This is a genomic window from Actinoplanes sp. NPDC026670, assembly GCF_040638175.1.
Lineage (GTDB): Bacteria > Actinomycetota > Actinomycetes > Mycobacteriales > Micromonosporaceae > Actinoplanes.
This window is the reverse complement of the sequence record NZ_JBEZXU010000037.1, coordinates 79,689-98,086: the sequence shown is the minus strand read 5'-3', so window position 1 is coordinate 98,086 and position 18,398 is coordinate 79,689. Positions and strand designations below refer to the sequence as shown.

Sequence of the window (18,398 nt, the reverse complement as noted above, 5' to 3'; positions counted from 1 at the left end):
GCCATGGCCTACCTCCGTTCCTCCGCCCTCGGCGCCCTGGTCGCACGCAGCGTGCTCGGCTGGGTGCGCCGCGATCCGCAGGCCCGTGAGCTGGAGCGGACCAACTTCCACGGCCGTACCGTGACGCTCGCCGGCGGCCCGGCCCTCGCGGTCGGCGCCACCGTCGGCGCCGCCTCGGGCGCGCCCACCACCCGCCTCGCGGCCGCGTCGGTCGTCGCCGGGGCGGTCAGCGGCGCGGTCGGTTTCTACGACGACGTGGTCGGCAACCGGCCCGAGCAGAAAGCGGCCAAGGGCTTCGCCGGCCACCTGGGCGCGCTGCGGGAGGGGTTCGTCACCAGCGGCCTCGTCAAGATCGCCGGGGTTGGCGCGGCCGGTCTCGCGGCGTCCGCGCTGATCGGCAGCGGCCGCCGCTCCCGGTTCGGCCGCGGCGTCGACGTGCTGCTCGGCGCCGGGGTGATCGCCGGCACGGCCAACCTGATCAACCTGCTGGACCTGCGGCCGGGCCGCGCGCTCAAGGCCGGCGCGATCCTCGGCGCGCCGCTCGCGGTGGGCCGCAACGCGTCGATGACCGCGGGCACGCTCGGCGCGGGCGCCGCCCTGCTGCCGGACGACCTCGGCGAGGAGATCATGCTCGGCGACGCCGGGGCGAACTCGCTCGGCGCCCTGCTCGGGGTGGCCCTGGTGGCCCGCAGCGGGACCGCCGGGCGGGCGGCGGCGCTGGCCGCGCTGGCCGCGCTGACCGCGGCCAGCGAGAAGATCAGCTTCACCAAGGTCATCAACGACACGCCCTGGCTGCGGACCCTCGACGACCTCGGCCGCCGGCCACCTCAAGCGTGACCTCGTCAACTGCTTCTTCGAACCCCTCCAGGGGTACGGCGGGCAAGCTCGCCGGCGCAGCCGCGCTGATCTCGGTCCTCACGATCCTGGCCAGGCTCGCCGGTTTCGGCCGGACCACGGTGTTCTTCTACACGGTCGGCGACGACGCGCTCGCCGACGTGTACCTGGCCACCAACCTGATCCCGAACATCGTCTTCGAGCTGGCCGCCGGAGGCGCGCTGGCCAGCCTGGTGGTGCCCCTGCTGGCCGGGGCGGTGGCGGCCGGCGACCGGGACCGGGTGAACCGGGTCGCGTCGGCGCTGCTCTCCTGGGTGCTGGCGCTGACCGTCCCGCTGGCCCTGCTGGTGTTCCTGCTGGCCGGCCCGATCACCGGCCTGTTCGGCGACATCCCGCCGGAGCACCGCGAGGTGGCCGCCCGGATGCTGCGGATCTTCGCGCCGCAGCTGCCGCTCTACGGCATCGGGATCGTGCTGACCGGCGTGCTCCAGGCGCACCACAGGTTCGCCTGGCCGGTGATCGCGCCGCTGCTGTCCAGCGTGACGGTGATGACCGCCTACCTGACCTACGCCGGGATCGACGGCGCCGGGACCGACTTCGCCGGGCTGAGCCGGGCCGGGGAGCTGACCCTGTCGGCCGGCACCACCCTCGGGGTCGTCGCGCTCAGCCTCTGCCTGGTCGTCCCGGTGGCCCGGCTCGGTCTGCGGCTGCGGCCGGCGCTGCGGTTCCCCGGTGACGAGGGCCGCCAGGCGGTGCGGCTGGGCTGGGCCGGCGCGGTCACCGTCGGCGCGCAGCAGGTGGTGGCCGCGCTGATCGTGGTGCTGGCGGCCCGGCAGATGGCGCCCTACAGCGGCGCGCAGACCCTGTTCCTGCTGCCGTGGGCGGTGCTGGCGGTGCCGCTGGCCACCGCGGTGTATCCACGGCTGTCGGCGGCGGCGTCGAGCGGCGACGACGCCGGCTATGCGGCCGCGCTCTCCGGGACCGCGCGTTCGGTGGTGCTGCTGGCCGGTCTGGGCACGGCCGCCCTGGCCGGGCTGGCGATCCCGATGACCGACCTGATGAACGTGCCGGGCGCGGTGCCGGGGGTGGTCGGGTTCGCGCCCGGACTGCTCGGCTACGCGCTGTTCGCGCTGCTGTCCCGGGCGCTCTACGCGCGGGGCGCCACGGTGGCGGCCGCCGTCGCGTCGGCCGTGGGATGGCTCACCGCCGCGCTGGCCGTGATCGTCGTCACCATGGCGCCGGTCCCGGGTGGCGAGGTGTTCGGGCTCGGCCTGGCCAACGCGGTCGGCATGACGGTCACCGGGCTGCTGCTGGTCCTCGCGGTTCGCCGGCACGCCGGCCCGGCCGCGCTGGCCGGTCTGAGCCGGGCCCTGGTCGCCGCGGTGCTCGCGGCCGCCGTGGCCGGGGTGGCCGGATGGGGTGTGGTCGCCGGTCTGCGGTCGTCCGTCTGGCCGACCCCGGGCGTGCTGGGCAGCCTCGTTGAAGGCATGCTGGGCGGTGTGGCGGTCGGCGCGGTCTTCCTCGCGGTCGCCTTCGTGCTGAACCGGCGCGATCTCGGGCCGCTGGCCGGCACGGTGATCGCACGTCTCCGCCGGTAGGTCCGGCGCCGGCCGGCGATGAGCCGGCGGGTTCGGCGGCCGCCGGGGACGAGCCGGCAGGTTCGGCGGCCGCCGGGAATGAGCCGGTAGGTTCGGCGGCCGCCGGGGACGAGCCGGTAGGTTCGGCTCCTGCCGGGGACGAGTCGGAAGAGATTGAGGGGTTGGCGGTCGTGAGCAGCGACGGGGAGTGGCGCGGCTCGGTCGTGCTGGTGGTGGCGTCCAGTACCGGCGGGATCGGCCAGCACGTCGCCTCCCTGGCCCGCGGCCTGGCCGCCGGTGGCTGCCGGGTGCTGGTGTGCGGGCCGGCCGCGGTGGACCAGCACTTCGGGTTCACGGCGAGCGGCGTCGAGTTCACACCCGTGGAGATCCCGGCCGACCCCGGCGCGCAGGACTCCGGCGCGATCCGGCAGCTGCGCCGGGCGGTCGCCGGCCGGGACGCCGAGGTGATCCACGCGCACGGGCTGCGGGCCGCCTTCGTGGCCTCGGTCGCGCGGACCGGTGTGCCCCTCGTGGTCACCTGGCACAACGCGGTCCTCGCCCGCGGGCTGAAAGGCCAGGCCGGGGCCCTGCTGGAGCGGATCGTGGCACGCAACGCGATGCTGACCCTGGGCGCCTCCGACGACCTGGTGCAGCGGGCCGTGACGCTCGGCGCGCGGAAGGCGCGGCTCGGCCCGGTGGCGACACCCCAGCTGGCTCCGCCGAAACGGACCCGGTCGGCGGTGCGGGCCGAGTTCGGGCTGCGGGGCGACACCCCGCTGATCCTGTCGGTCGGGCGGCTGCACCCGCAGAAGCACCACGACCTGCTGATCGACGCCGCCGCCCGGTGGCGTGACCTGACCCCGGCCCCGGTCGTGGTGATCGCCGGCTCCGGGCCCAGCTACATGCCGCTGGCGCAGCGCGCGTCCATGTTGCACGCCCCGGTGCACCTGCTCGGGCACCGGACCGACGTGCCCGATCTGCTGCTCGGCGCCGACCTCGCGGTGATCACCAGCGACTGGGAGGCGCGGCAGCTGTTCGCGCAGGAGACGCTGCACGCCGGGGTGCCGCTGGTCACCACCGCGGTCGGCGGGCTGCCCGGGCTGGTCGGTGACGCGGCGGTGCAGATCCCGCCGAACGATCTCGACGCCCTGGACCAGGCGGTCCGGCGGTTGCTGGGCGATCCGGCGTTGCGCGCCGACTACGCGGCCCGCGGGCCGCGGCAGGCGGCTGCCTGGCCGACCGAGGCGGACGTGGTCGCCGATGTGCGGTCGGCGTACGCCGAGGTAGCGGCGGTCCGCCGGTGACCGTGCCCGAAAACCCGGACGTTCCGGACCCGAGCAGCGACGGCCCGAGCAGCGACGGCCCGAGCAAGGACGGCCCGAGCAAGGACGGCCCGAGCAGCGACGGCCCGAGCAGCGACGGCCCGAGCAGCGACGGCCCGAGCAAGGACGGCCCGAGCCGGGATGGCCTGGGCAAGGACGGCCCGAGCGGGCCGGCCTCGAACCGGAAGCCGGCGCCGCGGACCCTGCTCGACCGGATGCGGCGAGTGCGGCGGCCCGGCACCCCGCGCCGCCCGCTGGTCGCCGCCTGGGTGCCCTACCTGATGGTGGCGCTGGTCGCGGCGGCCAGCCTGGCCGTGCTGGCGATCCGCCCGGCCGAGCGCACGCGCGGCGGCGACGCGGACTACGTGGTGGTCGCGGCCGCGGCCGGGCTGCGCTGGGAGGACCTCGACCCGCAGCGCACCCCGGCGCTGTGGCAGGAGGCGTCGAAAGGCTCGGTGGGCTGGCTGTCGGTGCGCTCGGCGCATTCGGTGACCTGCCCGTCGGACGGCTGGCTGACGCTCGGCGCCGGCAACTACGCGGCCTGGGACACCCGGGCCGTCACCGGCCGGTGCCCGGCCGCCGAACCGAGACTGCTGCGGCCGGACGACATCGGCGCGAACCTGACCGACCAGCCCACCGTGGTCCGTAACAATCAGGACCGGCTGCCGTACGGCACGACGCCGGGCGCCCTGGCCGAGTCGGTGCGGTGCACGGTCGCCGTCGGCCCGGGCGCGGCGATCGCGGCGGCCCGCCCGTTCGGCCGGGTCGACCAGTACGTCCCGGAGCTCCCGGCCGACGCGGCCACCCTGCTCGGCGACTGTGTGCTGAGCATCGTCGACCTCGGCACGATCACCGGTGAGGGCACGGCCCGGCAGGCGCTGGTGGAGGCGGCCGACCGTACCCTCGCCAGGGTCCTGGCCGCCCGCCCGCCGCGCTCGCTGATGCTGATCGCCGGGCTCGCCGACACCGAGGCCAGCTCCCGCCTGCACGTGGCGATCGCCGAGGGCCCCGGCTGGGAGACCGGCTGGCTGACCTCGGCCGGCACCGGCCGGGAAGGCTATCTCCAGCTGGTCGATCTGGCCCCGACGGTGCTGGCGGCGCTCGGCAAGCCGGTCCCGGAGAAGCTGTTCGCCGGTTACCCGGCGTCGATCGCGCCGGGCCGCCCGGCCGACCCGGCGGCCGCCATGCAGGGCGCGCAGGACGCCGACCGGCGGGCGATCGCCCAGCGTGGGGTCGCCGAGATCTTCTTCACCGTGCTGGCCATCCTGCAGGCGGTGCTGTTCGTGGCGGTGGTCCCGGTGCTGGTCCGGGCCCGCCGGCACGCCGGTCCGCTGGGCCCGCCGCTGCCGCCGCGCCGGCTGGTCGACCTGGCCGAGGCGGCGCTGCTGGCCGGTGGGCTGGCGATCCCGGCGGCGCTGCTGGCCGACGTGGTCCCGTGGTGGAGCAGCGCGCACCCGGCCTGGATGTTCGGGTCGGCGACGGCCGCGCTGATGGTCCTGGGCACGCTGCTGATCCGGCTGGCGCCGCGCTATCCGCGGACGCTGTGGCCGATGGCCGCGGCGGCCGCGATCGGTGTGCTGGTGGTGGCGGTGGACCTGGCGACCGGGGCGCGGCTCCAGCTCAACGGGGTGGCCGGCTACTCGGCGGTGCACGGCATCCGCTACGCCGGGCTCGGCGGCGTCGGCCTCGGTGTGTTCGTGGCCGGGTTGTTCCTGCTGGCCGGTTCGCTGGCGCAGTGGGTGACCAGGCGCTGGCGGCCGCTGGTCCTGGTGACCTTCGGCAGCCTCGGTGTGGTGATGGTCGGCAGCGGGCATCTGGGCGCCGACCCGGTGGGCGCGATCGCGGTGACCGCCGGGGCGTGTGTGGCGGCGGCGATGAGCACCGGCGGCTGGCTGACCTTCGCGCGGATCGCCTGGGCGGCGCTGACCGGTGTGGTGGTGACCATCACGTTCGCGGTGCTCGACCTGCGGCGGGCCCCGCTGGAGCAGGGCACGCTGGGCCGGTTCCTGACCTCGCTCGGCGACGGGACGGCTGGTCCGGCGATGCAGCGGGCCGCTGCGGCGAACGGGCAGGCGCTGGTGGACAGCCCGCTCACGCTGCTGGCGCTGCTGGGCGCGGCGATGCTGGCGTTCTGCCAGTTCTCCCCGTGGGGCGGCCTGAACCGGGTTTACGGCCTGCATCCGGCGATCCGGGCCGGGGTGGCCGGGACCGCGGTGGCGACGCTGATCGCCGGGGTGCTGGGCGGCACGGCTCTCGGGTCGGCGGGCGCGGCGGCTGCGGCGGCTGTTCCGGTGGCGGTGCTCACAGCGTTGCGGGTGCTGCTGCACGCCGCGGACCGGACACCACCGCCGGGGGAGACGGACGGCCCAGGTGGGCCGCTTCTGCGTAAATCCGACGAAGATCCGGTAACTGTGCCATGACACGCACGCCCACCAGCCCGAACGTGGGGGTGTCGGCAAACAGTGTTACGGTGAATTCCCGTGGATGGGGTCTCGCCCCGGCCGCAAGAACCGATTAAACGGCGACCACGGGAGCGGGCCTTGGCCTCAACAGTGCGCGACACGCGGCACATCTTCGTCACCGGGGGCGTCGCCTCCTCGCTGGGCAAGGGCCTCACCGCCTCCAGCCTCGGCAATCTGCTCACCGCCCGCGGTCTCCGCGTCGTGATGCAGAAGCTGGACCCGTACCTCAACGTCGACCCCGGGACGATGAACCCGTTCCAGCACGGTGAGGTCTTCGTCACCGAGGACGGGGCGGAGACCGACCTCGACGTCGGCCACTACGAGCGCTTCCTCGACCGTGACCTGTCCGGCAAGGCGAACGTGACGACCGGCCAGGTCTACTCGGCGGTGATCGCCCGGGAGCGGCGCGGCGAGTACCTCGGTGACACCGTGCAGGTCATCCCGCACATCACCAACGAGATCAAGTCGCGGATCTTCGCGATGGCCGACCCGGACGAGAACGGCAACGTCCCGGACGTGGTGATCACCGAGGTCGGCGGCACGGTCGGCGACATGGAGTCGCTGCCGTTCCTGGAGGCGATCCGCCAGGTCCGCCACGAGGTCGGCCGTGATCACGTCTTCTACCTGCACGTTTCGCTGGTGCCCTACCTGGCCCCGTCCGGTGAGCTGAAGACCAAGCCCACCCAGCACTCGGTGGCCGCGCTGCGCAACATCGGCATCCAGCCGGACGCCCTGATCTGCCGCAGCGACCGGGAGATCCCGGAGAAGATGAAGCACAAGCTGGCGCTCTACTGCGACGTCGACGTGGAAGCCGTCATCGCCTGCCCGGACGCGCCGAGCATCTACGACATCCCGAAGGTGCTGCACGACGAGGGCCTGGACGCGTACGTGGTGCGCCGGCTCGGGCTGTCCTTCCGTGACGTCAACTGGAAGACCTGGAACGACCTGCTGGAGCGGGTGCACCACCCGAAGCGGACGATCACGATCGCGCTGGTCGGCAAGTACGTCGACCTGCCCGACGCGTATCTCTCGGTCAGTGAGGCGATCCGGGCCGCCGGGTTCGGCAACACCGTGAAGATCCAGCTGCGCTGGGTGCCGAGCGACGACTGCGTCACCCCGGCCGGCGCGGCGGCCGCCCTGAAGGGCGCCGACGGCATCGTCATCCCGGGCGGGTTCGGCGTCCGCGGCATCGAGGGCAAGGTCAACACTTCGCGGTACGCCCGGGAGAACCGGATCCCGATCCTCGGGCTGTGCCTCGGTCTCCAGTGCATGACCATCGACGCCGCCCGCAACCTGGCCGGGCTGGCCGGGGCCAACTCGGTCGAGTTCGACGAGCGGGCCACCTACCCGGTCATCTCGACGATGGCCGACCAGGAGGACATCGTGGCCGGCAAGGGTGACCTGGGTGGCACCATGCGGCTCGGCGCCTATCCGGCGAAGCTCAAGGAGGGTTCGATCGTCGCCGAGGTGTACGGCGCGACGGTGATCTCCGAGCGGCACCGGCACCGCTACGAGGTGAACAACGACTTCCGTGACAAGCTGTCGCAGTCCGGCCTGGTGTTCTCCGGCACGTCTCCGGACGGGCGGCTGGTCGAGTTCATCGAGCTGGACCGGGAGGTGCACCCGTACTTCGTGGCGACCCAGGCGCACCCGGAGCTGAAGAGCCGCCCGACCCGCCCGCACCCGCTCTTCGACGGCCTGGTCAAGGCGGCCATCGCGTACGCGTCGGCGGACGAGCTGCCGGTCGAGATCGACGTGCCCGAGGCCTCCTGACATGGGTTTCGCCCACGAGACGGTGTCCCGGTCCGAGCGCTACCACGGCGCGATCTTCTCGGTCTACACCGACCAGGTGACCATGTCCGACGGCAGCACCGCGGCCCGTGACGTGGTGGAGAACCGCGGCGCCGTCGTGGTGGTGGCCCTGGACGAGCAGGACCGGGTGGTGCTGATCAAGCAGTACCGGCACCCGGTCGGCCGGCATCTGTGGGAGCTGCCGGCCGGGCTGCGCGACGTGGTCGGCGAGGACGAGGCGCTCACCGCGGCCCGCGAGCTGGCCGAGGAGGTCGACCTCACGGCCGGCCGGATGGAGCGGCTGATCGACCTGCACACCTCACCCGGCTTCGCCGACGAGGCGGTCCGGGTGTTCCTCGCCCGTGATCTGGCGCCGGTCGCCGACGCCGACCGGCACGTGCGGACCGGTGAGGAGGCCGACCTCGAGGTGCGCCGGGTCGACCTGGACGAGTGCGTCGCGATGGTGTTCCGCGGGGAGATCACCAACGCGGCCGCGGTCGCCGGCATCCTGGCCGCGGCGCGCGCCCGGGACACCGGCTGGACGATCCTCCGGACCGCCTGACCGTCACGCCGCGGCGTTCTCGATGAGCGTCGCGGCGTAACCGGCGCCACTGCCGGCCTTCAGTTCCCGGCTGATTTCGGCGCTTGCCCGCCGTACTCCCGGGTCGTTGATCAGATTTTGAAAGGTCTCCCGCAGCTCGGCGGCGCCGATCGTGGTGTCGATCCGGCGGGCCACGCCCAGCTCGACCAGCTTCTCGGCGTTGCCGAACTGGTCGGCGGCCTGCGGCGCGACAAGCATCGGCGTGCCGCTCCAGAGGCCCTCGACCGAGCCGCCCATGCCGCCGTGGGTGACGAACGCGTCGGCCTGCCGCAGGATCCGCAGCTGCGGCACCCAGTGGTGGACCTCGACGTTGGCCGGCGTCTCGCCCAGGACCGCCGCGTCGACGTGTCTGCCGATCTGGAGCACGATGTGCCAGCCGGGCAGGCCGGCGAACGCCTCCACACAGTGCCGGTAGAACTCCGGGTGATCGGTGAAGGTGGAGCCGAGCGAGACCAGCAGCACCTTCTCCGCCCCGGCCGGCCGGGTCCAGTCGCCCTGCTCGTCGCGCTCGCCGAGGATCGGCCCGGCGAACCGGAAGACCGTCTCGTCGACCCGGTCGGCGAACGGCTGCATGACCCGCGGGATGAGGACCAGCCCGCGGTCCGGCCGGCCCTGGAAGGCGGCGCTGTCGGTGATCGGCGACTTCTCCTCGGCCAGCCACTGCTCGAACCGCTGGTAGTAGGCGGCGCCGCGCGGATCGGCCCGCATCTGCTCGATCATCGGTGCCATCTCGAGGTCGTAGCCGTCCCAGGCCACGAACGTGGGGGAGATCTGCATCGACGGGATGCCCCATTGCTCGGCCAGCAGCCGGGCCGGGGCGCCGGCGATGTCGTAGAGGAACAGGTCGGGCCGGTCGTCGGTGTAGGCGGCGCGCAGCTGCGGGAGCATGCCGATCGCGTCGTCCAGGAAGAGCGTCAGGTGGTCGATCATGTCGCCGTCCCAGTCGTCACCTGCTGGAAGCCGTGATTCGTACGGCTTGAGCTCGGCGCCCACCGACTCGACCGCGTCCGCCCAGGACGGGTCGTTGGCGTAGGTCACCCGATGGCCACGGGCGACCAGCTCGCGGATCACCTCGATGCTCGGGTTGACGTGGCCGGGGAACGGGATGCTGACCATGGCGATGTGCATTTCTTTATCCTTTCGGCTCAGTGAGACGAGACGTAGCGTCTCGCCATTCGACGGCTGTGTCAAGACGAGACGTTGCGTCTTGTTGTGGGCTAGACTCGCGCCGTGCCCGACGTCACCCGCCGCAGCGAACGCTCCCGTGCCGCGATCCTCACCGCCGCCCTCGACCTGCTCCAGGAGGGCGGATACGCCGACCTGACCGTCGAGAAGATCGCCGCACGGGCCGGAGTCGGCAAGCAGACGATCTACCGGTGGTGGTCCGGGCGCGGGGCGGTCGTCCTCGACGCCCTGGTCGAGCAGATCGGCCCGGCCGGCCCGCCCGCCCTGCCCGACACCGGCGATCTGGAGGCCGACCTGCGTCTCGTCGTCCGGGCGATCGTCGCCGAGCTCGCCGACCCCCGGCTCTCGGTCACCACCCGCGCCCTCACCATCGAGACACTCTCCAATGAGACCTTCGCCACGACGATGCGCGACAGGTTGCTGCGGCCCCAACTCGACACGATCAAAGAGCGGCTGCGCGGGCGGGTACGCGACGACGTCGACCTCGACCAGGCCGTCGAACTGCTGATCGGGCCGATGTACCACCGCTGGATGATGCGCACCGGGCCGCTCACCGAGGAGTACGCGGACGGGATCGTCGACCTGGCCCTGGCGGCGTTGCGACCCTGACAGCTTGAAATGATCTCATGTACGACGATGAACACTCCACGGGGAACAATCGGAAAAATCCTGCCACCACCCGGACTGCCGCGTACCCTCGCGGTCCAGTCCCTGATCTACGCCATCGGCAACGGCGCCTTCCTGACCGGCAGCATCGTCTTCTTCAGCCTCTACGTCGGACTGACCCCGGTGCAGATCGGCATCGGACTGTCCGCCGCCGGATTCGTCGGCCTCGTCGGGTCGATGCCGTTCGGGCACCTCGCCGACCGGATCGGCGGGCAACGCGCCTGGGTGATCGGGGCGGTCGCCGAGGCGGCGGCGTTCGCGGCCTACCCGCTGGCCGACGGCTTCCTGCTGTTCCTGCTGGTGATCTGCGCGCAGACCGCGGCCGAGGCGTTCGCCAACGCGGGCCGGGTCGTCTACACCGCGGCCGCTGTGCCCAGGGAGGGCCGGGTGCGGGTGATGGCGTTCACCCGCGCGTACCTCAACGTCGGCTTCACCATCGGCTCCGGCGTCGGCGCCGCCGCCCTCGCCCTGAACAACCGGGCCGGCCTGGTCATCCTGGTGCTCGCGGCCGCCGCCGGGATCGCGGTCAACGCGTTCTTCGTCGCCCGGATGCCGGCCGTCGGCCCACCGGTCCGCGACGACGGGCCCCGGCCCAGCCCGTGGGGAGTGCTGCGCGACCACCCGTACACCGCCTCCGCCCTCCTGCTCGGCGTGCTCTGGCTGCACAGCACCGTCTGGGCCGAGATCCTGCCGCTGTGGGCGATCACCATGACCGATGCGCCGAAACCCGTGCTCGGGGCGCTCGTCGGGCTGAACACGGTGATGGCGGTGCTGTTGCAGGTGCGGGCGGCCCGGGGCGCCGACACCCTCGGGGGCGCGACGAGACTGCTGCGCCTGTCCGCTGTCGCGGCGGCTGTCGCCTGCCCGATCGTGGCGTTCACCGGGCGTACCCACGGGTGGGTCACGGTCGCCGTGCTCGCCGTCGCCGTGGCCCTGCTCACCGGGACCGAACTGTGGGTGTCCGCGGCCCAGTGGTATCTCCAGACCGAGGTGCCGCCGCCCGGGCAGCGGGGCGCCTATGTCGGGCTCAGCAAGTCCGTCGGGGGTCTCGGCAAGATGATCGGCCCGGCCGGGCTCACCATCCTCGCCATCCAGACCGGAGGGTGGGGCTGGTGGGTGATCGCGGGGATCTTCCTGCTCTGTGGTGTGTTGTGCGGGCCGGTGATCCGCTGGATCCAGCGCACCCCACGCAACGTGGCCGTCCCGGTCTGACCGGCCGGCCGGGCCGGATCAGCCGGCCTGCCGGATCGCCTCCACCAGGTGCTCCGGCGGTGGCATCGCGGCGATCTCGGCGCTCACCTCGCGGGCGGCGGCCGGCAGCACCGGATCGGTGATCAACCGGGTCAGCAGGGCCGGCGTGATGTCCCGCTCGTCAGCGGCCAGGCCGGCGCCCCGGGCCGCAACGAGTTCCGCGTTGTGCCGGCGGTCCCCGGCGCCCCGGATGATCAGCTGCGGGACGCCGGCCTGCAACGCGGTCAGCGTGGTGCCGGCGCCACCGTGATGGACGATCACCGCGCCCGCCGCCAGCGCCGCCGGAATCGGCACCCAGCCGACGGCCCGCACGCCCGGCGGCGGGCGACGGACGTTCGACCTGATCAGCACCACGTCGGCGTCGACGTCCCGGGCGGCCTCGGCGACCCGGGACATCATCCGGTCCGGGCCGGGCTGCGGCACCGTGCTGCGGCTGACCAGGATGCGCGGGCGGAGGGGTGGCCCGGAGAGTTCCTCGGGCCGCGGGCCGGCTTTCTGCGGCAGCGGTTCGGCGCTGGAGCGTGGCAGTGGTTCGGGGCCGGTGTAGGGCACGAACCGCATCGGCAGGTGGGTGCCCCGCCCGGCCACACTGGCCGGTGCGATCCGGATCACCACGGCCGGCGCGGCCAGCTCCGGGCGGCCGCGCATCCGGGTCGCGGCCAGCAGCGCCGGTCCGTCGTACAGCGAATTCTCGTGCAGGATGCCCGGCACCCCGAGGCGGGCCGCGACCACCGCGCCCGCCGCCGCCAGCGGCTCGTAGACGATCCGGTCCGGCCGCCACTGCCGGGCCGTCCGCTCGACCCGGTCGACGATCCGGTCGTTCACCGCCCCGAACAGGTGACCCACCATCCGGGTGCCGGCCGTCCCGGCCAGTTCGTCGCGGACCAGCAGCGGATGCCGCAGCGCGGTCAACGCCGCCACAGCGCCGAACCGGAACCCCGGCGCCACGTCACGCACCTCGAACCCGGTCACCCGCAGCCCGTCCGCCCCCGTCGCGAACAGCACCTCGTGCCCCGCGTCGCGCAACGCCCGGGCCAGCGGCACCAGCGGGAGGACGTGCCCGATCAGCGGCGCGGCGACCACGAGAACACGCATCAATCCACTCTAGGCGGGTACGCCGCAGCCATGACCGTGCCGATCCTGAGGGCCTTCGTGCTCGACACCACAGACGCTCGCCGGCTCGCCGAGTTCTACCGTGAGCTGCTGGACCTCGAGTACCGGAAGGGCGACGAGCCGCCTCCGGCGGGTTCGGACGATCCGCGAGGCCGCGACTGGTTGCAGCTGCGGGCGCGCGATGACGCTTTCCGGTTGTCCTTTCAACAGACCACGGGGGTACGCCCGACGAGCTGGCCTGGCGACGAGATCCCCCAGCAGGCGCACCTGGACACGTCGGTGCCGTCCTTGGCCGAGCTGAACCGCCAGCACGACCGCATCCTGGCCCTGGGCGCCACGCTACGTTTCGACCGCTCCACCGACCTAGACGAGCCACTACGCGCCTACGCCGACCCCGACGGCCATATCGTCTGCGTCTTCGTGAGCTGACCCCCGGCCTCGCCCGTCGCGCGTCGGACCTTCCCCTCCCGAGCCGCGTTCCTCTTCCGAGCCGGGTTCCCGGGCCGCGCTCCTCACCCATGTCGGGTCGCCGTTTGGCGTTGGCTTCACCAGGGCGTCCGCCCGCTTCACGGATCTTGCACGAATCTCCACCCTCGCGCCGATCTTGCAGCCCTTTCCATGTCCCGACGGGAAGAAAGCTGCAAGGTCTCCCCGGCGTAGTAGACCTTGCACGATCAACCACACCCAGACATGAAGAACCGTGCAAGATCGGCGCGAAGGTGGAGAACCTTGCAAGATCTGCCGCGAAGGTGGAGAACCTCGCGTCGCCGCGAAGGTGGAGAACCTTGCAAGATCTACCAGGCCGGTTGGGGCTGAATCCTCTGCGCCGGGCAGGTTCTCGCCGGGGAATCCCGCGCGGAACTGAGGGCGCGGCCACGAGACCGGCGTGCGGTGGCTTGACCTCAAGCTTGATCGAGGTTGCAGTCTGGGCGGATGACACTCACCGCGCAGGAGATCGAATACCTGGCCGGCCAGCGGTTGGGCCGGCTGGCCACCGTGCAGCCGGACGGGACGCTTCAGGTGAGCCCGGTCGGGTTCGCCTGGAACGCGGAGACCGCCACCATCGACATCCGGGGATTCAACATGGCGGCGAGCCGCAAGTTCCGGAACGTGGCGGACAACGGCCGGGTCGCGTTCGTCGTCGACGACCTGCCCTCGACCAGCCCGTGGCGGGTGCGCTGCCTGGAGATCCGCGGCCACGGCGAGGCGATCGACGGCCCCGAGGAGATCATCCGGATCCACCCGCGCCGGGTGATCGCCTTCGGCCTCGGTGCGAGCGACGCCGACACCGACCCGCACCGCCTGACCGTGCACAAGAGGGACGTCACCGTCTGACCAGCATCGCCACCGGCTGGTCGGCGTCGCCGCCCGGGCGGCGTCACCGTTTGACGGCGACACCCCCGGACATCTGCACGTGGAAGTCGTCGGGGGTGGGGCCGTCCGGACGCCAGCGGCTGACCAGCGCGACCCCCGGCTCGACCAGGTCGAGGCCCCGGAACAGCCGGCGGACCTCGTCGTCGGTGCGGGGCCGGGCCGGGATGCCGCGGGCCGTGTACGCCTTCGCGCCGAGAACCGCCTGCTCGTTGTGCGCGGTCACGGTGGAGATGGCGAGGGCGCTGCCGGGTGCGAGGCGCTCCAGGAGGGCGTCGATGATCCGGTACGCCTCCGCCTCCTCGGTGATGAACTGAAGAATCGCCAGCAGACTGATCGCAATCGGACGGCTGAAGTCGAGGGCGCCGATCTCGGGCGACGCCAGGATGGCCGTGGTGTCGCGCAGGTCGGCATCCAGATAGGCGGTCGAGCCGTGTGCCGACGAGGTCAGCAGGGCGCGGGCGTGGACCAGCACGATCGGATCGTTGTCGACGTAGACGACCCGCGACGACGGGTCGACGCCCTGCACCACCTCATGCAGGTTGGGTGAGGTGGGCAGCCCGGTCCCGATGTCCAGGAACTGGCGGATGCCCAGGTCGGCGGCGAGGAACCGGCCGACGCGGGCCAGGTAGTCGCGGTTGGCGCGCATCGAGATCGGCAGGCTCGGGGACTGCTTGACGATCTCCGCGGCGGCCTTGCGGTCGGCGTCGAAGTTGTCCTTGCCGCCCAGCAGGAAGTCGTAGATCCGGGCCGAGTGGGGGAGGGACGTGTTGAGATCGACCGCCATGGCAGAAATCTACATGCCCCACTGCGATCTGGGCAAAATCGGTCAGCGGAGCTCGACGTCCACGCCGGAGTCGGCCAGGTAGCCGAGCAGGTCGTCCATCGTGACCGCCGGGGTCCACCAGCGCCTGTCGTATCCGGGCACCAGATGGGTGCGGGCCACTTCGGAGTCGTGCCACACCAGCCGGAACCCGGGGCCCGCGCCCCAGCCGCCGTTGGCGCAGTCGTGCAGTGCGCCCAGGTTCCACCCGAAGTAGCCGCCGGGCCCGTTGACCGCCTCGCCGATGGCGCAGAAGAAGCCCTCGACGTCGGTGATGTGCCGGCCGGCCATGTGGTAGCGGGTGCCGGTGGGCCGGTCGGGGCGCTGCTCGTGGTGGGCGAGGGCGACCCCGGCCCACTCGTGGCGCAGGTCGGCGTCGTACTCGGCCCATTCGCCGTGCACGTCGGGGCGCCCGGCCCGCCAGAGCTGCCAGACGGTGCGCGCCCCGGCCGGGCGGGGGCCGCCGATCGCGTCGCCGTAGGTGGGTTGCAGGGTGACGTCGACCAGGCCGTCACCGAGACGCGACGGACGTACCGCCGAGACCTCGGCCCCCAGGCCGGCGCCGACCATGCCGACCGCCGTGCCGTCCCGGTCGACGCTGAAGATCGAGCCCTGGATCCAGCGGCGTCGCGGGGCCGCACCGCGGCTCAGCGCGTCCAGGGCGCGCTGGAGCGGCGGCTCGGGCCGGCAGCCGATCAGGGTGGCGCCGCGCGGCGCCGGTGTCGGCCGGGGCCGGAACACCCCGGCCACCTCGCGGCACGCCCCGAAGTCCTCCTCGCCGTCGCCGGTGACCCCGACCAGCAGGTATCCGTCGGCGTCGGGCGCCTTGTCGGCGCCGCGGGCGAACCGGGCCAGCTCCTCGATGCGCAGCCGGCCCTCCAGCGTCACGTCGATCAGCCCGCGGCCCAGCGTGGACGGGCGGGCGTCGAGCACGGTGATGTCGAGCAGCTCCTCGGCGCAGTGCCAGCAGTGTGCCGGGTGCTTGGACTGCGGCGGGTGGACGGCGTCCAGGCCGACGTTGCCCAGCCAGGCCGGGCCGGCGCCGTCGCACGCCGCGGCCAGCCGTCCGGCCGGCTCGCAGCCGAGCAGGCTGTAGCGCTCCACCGGCGGCTCGGGGGACTCGACGAAAAGACCGTCGATGTCGGAGCACGCGGCGATGACTAGTTCACCGTCGTCGGTGTTCTGGTCCACCACAAGCCAGGGAAAGCCACTCATCGGGTGGAACCGTACAGCCCGGACCGTCGACCGGGGGATCCCGGTGCACGAATCCGGATGGATCAGCAGCTCAGGGGTAACGTCCGGCAGATGAAGGTCGGCATTCCCAGCGAGGTCAAGAACAACGAGTTCCGGGTGGCGATCACCCCGGCGGGCGTCTTCGAGCTCGCCCGCAACGGTCACCAGGTGGCCGTCCAGTCCGGAGCCGGGGCCGGCTCGTCGATCAGTGACGCCGACTTCCGGGCGGCCGGGGCGGTGATCCTGCCGGACGCCGACGAGACCTGGGCCTTCGGTGACCTGATCCTCAAGGTGAAGGAGCCGGTGGCACCGGAGTACCACCGGATGCGCCCGGGGCAGGTGCTCTTCACCTACCTGCATCTGGCCGCGTCGAAGGAGTGCACCGACGCGCTGGTGGAGCGCCGGGTGACCGGGGTGGCCTACGAGACGGTCGAACTGCCGGACCGGTCGCTGCCGTTGCTCGCCCCGATGTCCGAGGTGGCCGGTCGGCTCGCCCCGCAGGTGGGCGCCTATCACCTGATGCGGCAGGGCGGCGGGCGCGGTGTGCTGATGGGCGGCGTGCCGGGGGTGTACGCGGCGAAGGCCGTGGTGATCGGGGCCGGCGTGTCCGGGCTGAACGCGGCCGCCATCGCCCTCGGTATGCAGGCCGAGGTGCTGCTGCTGGACAAGAACGTGGCGCGGCTACGGGCGGTGGACGCGGACTACCGTGGGCACATCCAGACGATCGCGTCCAACGCGTACGAGATCGAGAAAGCCGTGCTCGACGCGGACCTGGTGGTCGGCGCGGTCCTGGTGCCCGGCGCGAAGGCGCCGAAGTTGATCTCCAACGAGCTGGTGTCGCGGATGAAGCCGGGCAGTGTGCTGGTGGACATCTCGATCGACCAGGGCGGCTGTTTCGAGGACTCGCGGCCGACCACCCACGACGATCCGACCTATCGGGTGCACGAGTCGATGTTCTACTGCGTCGCGAACATGCCCGGGGCGGTGCCGCACACCAGCACCTACGCTCTCACGAACGTCACTCTGCCGTACGCTCTCGAATTGGCCAACCGCGGCTGGCGCGGCGCCCTGAACGCCGATCCCGCATTGGCCGCGGGTCTGAACACGTTCGACGGGAACATCGTCTACGGGCCGGTCGCGGAGGCGCACGGGATGCCCTCGATACCGCTGACGGAGGTGCTGCGCTGAGTCCCCTTCCCGCCGGCTTGGCCCGGGCGATCCAGAGCTTCCTGGATCACCTCACTGTGGAGCGCGGGCTGTCCCGCAACACGCTCCTGTCCTACCGGCGTGACCTGGACCGGTACGCCGAAGGGCTGGCCGCCGAGGGTGTCACCGACCTCGCCGGCGTGCGCCCGGCGCACGTCGCCGGCCACCTGGCCCGGCTGCGCGAGGAGGGCCTGGCGCCGGCGTCGGCGGCGCGGGCCGTCTCGGCGGTCCGCGGGCTGCACCGGTTCGCGGTCCGCGAGCGGCTGTCGGCACAGGACCCGGCTGCGGACGTACGGCCACCGGCCCCGCCGAAACGCCTGCCCAAGGCCCTCGACGTGGATCAGGTCGGCCGGCTGCTCGCGGTCCCGGACGCCGACTCGCCGCTCGGGCTGCGTGACCGGGCGCTGCTGGAGTTCCTCTACGGCACCGGGGCCCGGATCTCCGAGGCGGTCGGCGCCGACATCGACGACCTCGAACTGGACACCGACCCCGCGGTCATCCTGCGGGGCAAGGGCGGGCGCACGCGTCTGGTCCCGGTCGGCGGTTACGCGCGGGCTTCGTTGCAGGCTTATCTGGTACGGGCGAGGCCCTCGCTGGCCGAGTCGGGCCGGGGCACACCCGCCGTGTTCCTGAACGCCCGCGGCGGACGGCTGTCGAGGCAGAGCGCGTGGACGGTTCTGCACCGCTGCGCGCAGGCCGTGGGCCTTCCGGTGGACGGGCCGTACGCGGTGAGCCCGCACACGCTGCGTCACTCCTACGCGACTCATCTGCTGGACGGCGGGGCCGACGTACGGGTGGTGCAAGAACTGCTGGGACACGCCTCGGTCACCACGACGCAGGTGTATACCCTGGTGACCGTCGAACGCCTCCGGGAGGTGTACGCGACCGCACACCCACGCGCTCGTTAGAGGCTATGGATGCGTAGGCGCGACACGCCGAACGGCTGAACCCTTTCGGGGAGCG

The 18,398-nt window shown here is 72.8% G+C and carries 16 protein-coding genes; 12 read left to right on the top strand and 4 right to left on the bottom strand.

The window, feature by feature from the left end; genetic code table 11:
* The first annotated feature begins 3 nt into the window (after nucleotides 1–3).
* The 6 genes from AB0E94_RS31625 (at nucleotide 4) to AB0E94_RS31600 (ending at nucleotide 8,548) form a co-directional block, all read left to right on the top strand.
* Nucleotides 4–837, top strand: coding sequence for a hypothetical protein (locus AB0E94_RS31625; protein WP_360333700.1), 834 nt, complete (start codon nucleotides 4–6; stop codon nucleotides 835–837).
* Nucleotides 834–2,432, top strand: a complete 1,599-nt coding sequence (locus AB0E94_RS31620) for a lipid II flippase MurJ (RefSeq protein ID WP_360333697.1) — start codon at nucleotides 834–836, stop codon at nucleotides 2,430–2,432. The genes AB0E94_RS31625 and AB0E94_RS31620 overlap by 4 nt, the downstream gene beginning before the upstream one ends.
* 170 nt (nucleotides 2,433–2,602) lie before the next feature.
* Nucleotides 2,603–3,715 (top strand): glycosyltransferase family 4 protein, encoded by a 1,113-nt coding sequence (locus AB0E94_RS31615; protein ID WP_360333694.1) that lies wholly within the window; start codon nucleotides 2,603–2,605, stop codon nucleotides 3,713–3,715.
* Complete coding sequence (locus tag AB0E94_RS31610; RefSeq protein ID WP_360333691.1) at nucleotides 3,712–6,153, top strand: hypothetical protein; 2,442 nt, start codon at nucleotides 3,712–3,714, stop codon at nucleotides 6,151–6,153. Before AB0E94_RS31615 ends, AB0E94_RS31610 begins: the two co-directional genes overlap by 4 nt.
* Before the next feature lie 120 nt (nucleotides 6,154–6,273).
* Nucleotides 6,274–7,968, top strand: coding sequence for a CTP synthase (locus AB0E94_RS31605; RefSeq protein WP_360333688.1), 1,695 nt, complete (start codon nucleotides 6,274–6,276; stop codon nucleotides 7,966–7,968).
* A gap of 1 nt (nucleotide 7,969) precedes the next feature.
* A complete protein-coding gene (locus tag AB0E94_RS31600) occupies nucleotides 7,970–8,548 on the top strand; it encodes an NUDIX hydrolase (RefSeq protein WP_360333685.1) in 579 nt (192 codons plus the stop codon).
* Between the two features lie 3 nt (nucleotides 8,549–8,551).
* Here the strand turns inward: AB0E94_RS31600 and AB0E94_RS31595 are convergent, their stop codons facing one another.
* The gene (locus tag AB0E94_RS31595) at nucleotides 8,552–9,715 is read right to left on the bottom strand and encodes a macrolide family glycosyltransferase (protein ID WP_360333682.1); all 1,164 of its coding nucleotides are present in this window, start codon (nucleotides 9,713–9,715) and stop codon (nucleotides 8,552–8,554) included.
* Nucleotides 9,716–9,817: 102 nt separating this feature from the next.
* On the opposite strand from AB0E94_RS31595, the gene AB0E94_RS31590 reads away from it, so the two are divergent.
* Complete coding sequence (locus tag AB0E94_RS31590) at nucleotides 9,818–10,381, top strand: TetR/AcrR family transcriptional regulator (protein ID WP_360333679.1); 564 nt, start codon at nucleotides 9,818–9,820, stop codon at nucleotides 10,379–10,381.
* 27 nt (nucleotides 10,382–10,408) lie between these two features.
* Nucleotides 10,409–11,650: an MFS transporter gene (locus AB0E94_RS31585; RefSeq protein ID WP_360333676.1), complete on the top strand. Its 1,242-nt coding sequence runs from the start codon at nucleotides 10,409–10,411 to the stop codon at nucleotides 11,648–11,650.
* Between the two features lie 18 nt (nucleotides 11,651–11,668).
* On the opposite strand, the gene AB0E94_RS31580 is transcribed toward AB0E94_RS31585, so the two are convergent.
* The gene (locus AB0E94_RS31580) at nucleotides 11,669–12,784 is read right to left on the bottom strand and encodes a nucleotide disphospho-sugar-binding domain-containing protein (protein WP_360333673.1); all 1,116 of its coding nucleotides are present in this window, start codon (nucleotides 12,782–12,784) and stop codon (nucleotides 11,669–11,671) included.
* 30 nt (nucleotides 12,785–12,814) lie between these two features.
* Here AB0E94_RS31580 and AB0E94_RS31575 point away from each other — a divergent pair, with 30 nt between their 5' ends.
* Complete coding sequence (locus tag AB0E94_RS31575; protein ID WP_360333670.1) at nucleotides 12,815–13,231, top strand: VOC family protein; 417 nt, start codon at nucleotides 12,815–12,817, stop codon at nucleotides 13,229–13,231.
* A 504-nt stretch (nucleotides 13,232–13,735) separates the two neighbouring features.
* Nucleotides 13,736–14,137: a PPOX class F420-dependent oxidoreductase gene (locus AB0E94_RS31570; protein WP_360333668.1), complete on the top strand. Its 402-nt coding sequence runs from the start codon at nucleotides 13,736–13,738 to the stop codon at nucleotides 14,135–14,137.
* 43 nt (nucleotides 14,138–14,180) lie between these two features.
* Here the strand turns inward: AB0E94_RS31570 and AB0E94_RS31565 are convergent, their stop codons facing one another.
* Nucleotides 14,181–14,960 carry an SAM-dependent methyltransferase gene (locus AB0E94_RS31565; RefSeq protein WP_360333665.1) on the bottom strand — a complete coding sequence of 260 codons (780 nt, stop codon included), beginning with the start codon at nucleotides 14,958–14,960 and terminating at the stop codon, nucleotides 14,181–14,183.
* Between the two features lie 42 nt (nucleotides 14,961–15,002).
* On the bottom strand, nucleotides 15,003–16,211 hold the full coding sequence (locus AB0E94_RS31560; protein WP_360333662.1) for a barstar family protein: 1,209 nt from the start codon (nucleotides 16,209–16,211) through the stop codon (nucleotides 15,003–15,005).
* 90 nt (nucleotides 16,212–16,301) lie between these two features.
* Between AB0E94_RS31560 and ald the strand changes: the two genes are divergently transcribed.
* Both ald and AB0E94_RS31550 read left to right on the top strand, forming a co-directional pair.
* Nucleotides 16,302–17,417, top strand: a complete 1,116-nt coding sequence (ald, locus tag AB0E94_RS31555) for an alanine dehydrogenase (RefSeq protein ID WP_360333659.1) — start codon at nucleotides 16,302–16,304, stop codon at nucleotides 17,415–17,417.
* The gene (locus AB0E94_RS31550) at nucleotides 17,414–18,343 is read left to right on the top strand and encodes a site-specific tyrosine recombinase XerD (protein WP_360333731.1); all 930 of its coding nucleotides are present in this window, start codon (nucleotides 17,414–17,416) and stop codon (nucleotides 18,341–18,343) included. Before ald ends, AB0E94_RS31550 begins: the two co-directional genes overlap by 4 nt.
* Nucleotides 18,344–18,398 lie beyond the last annotated feature (55 nt).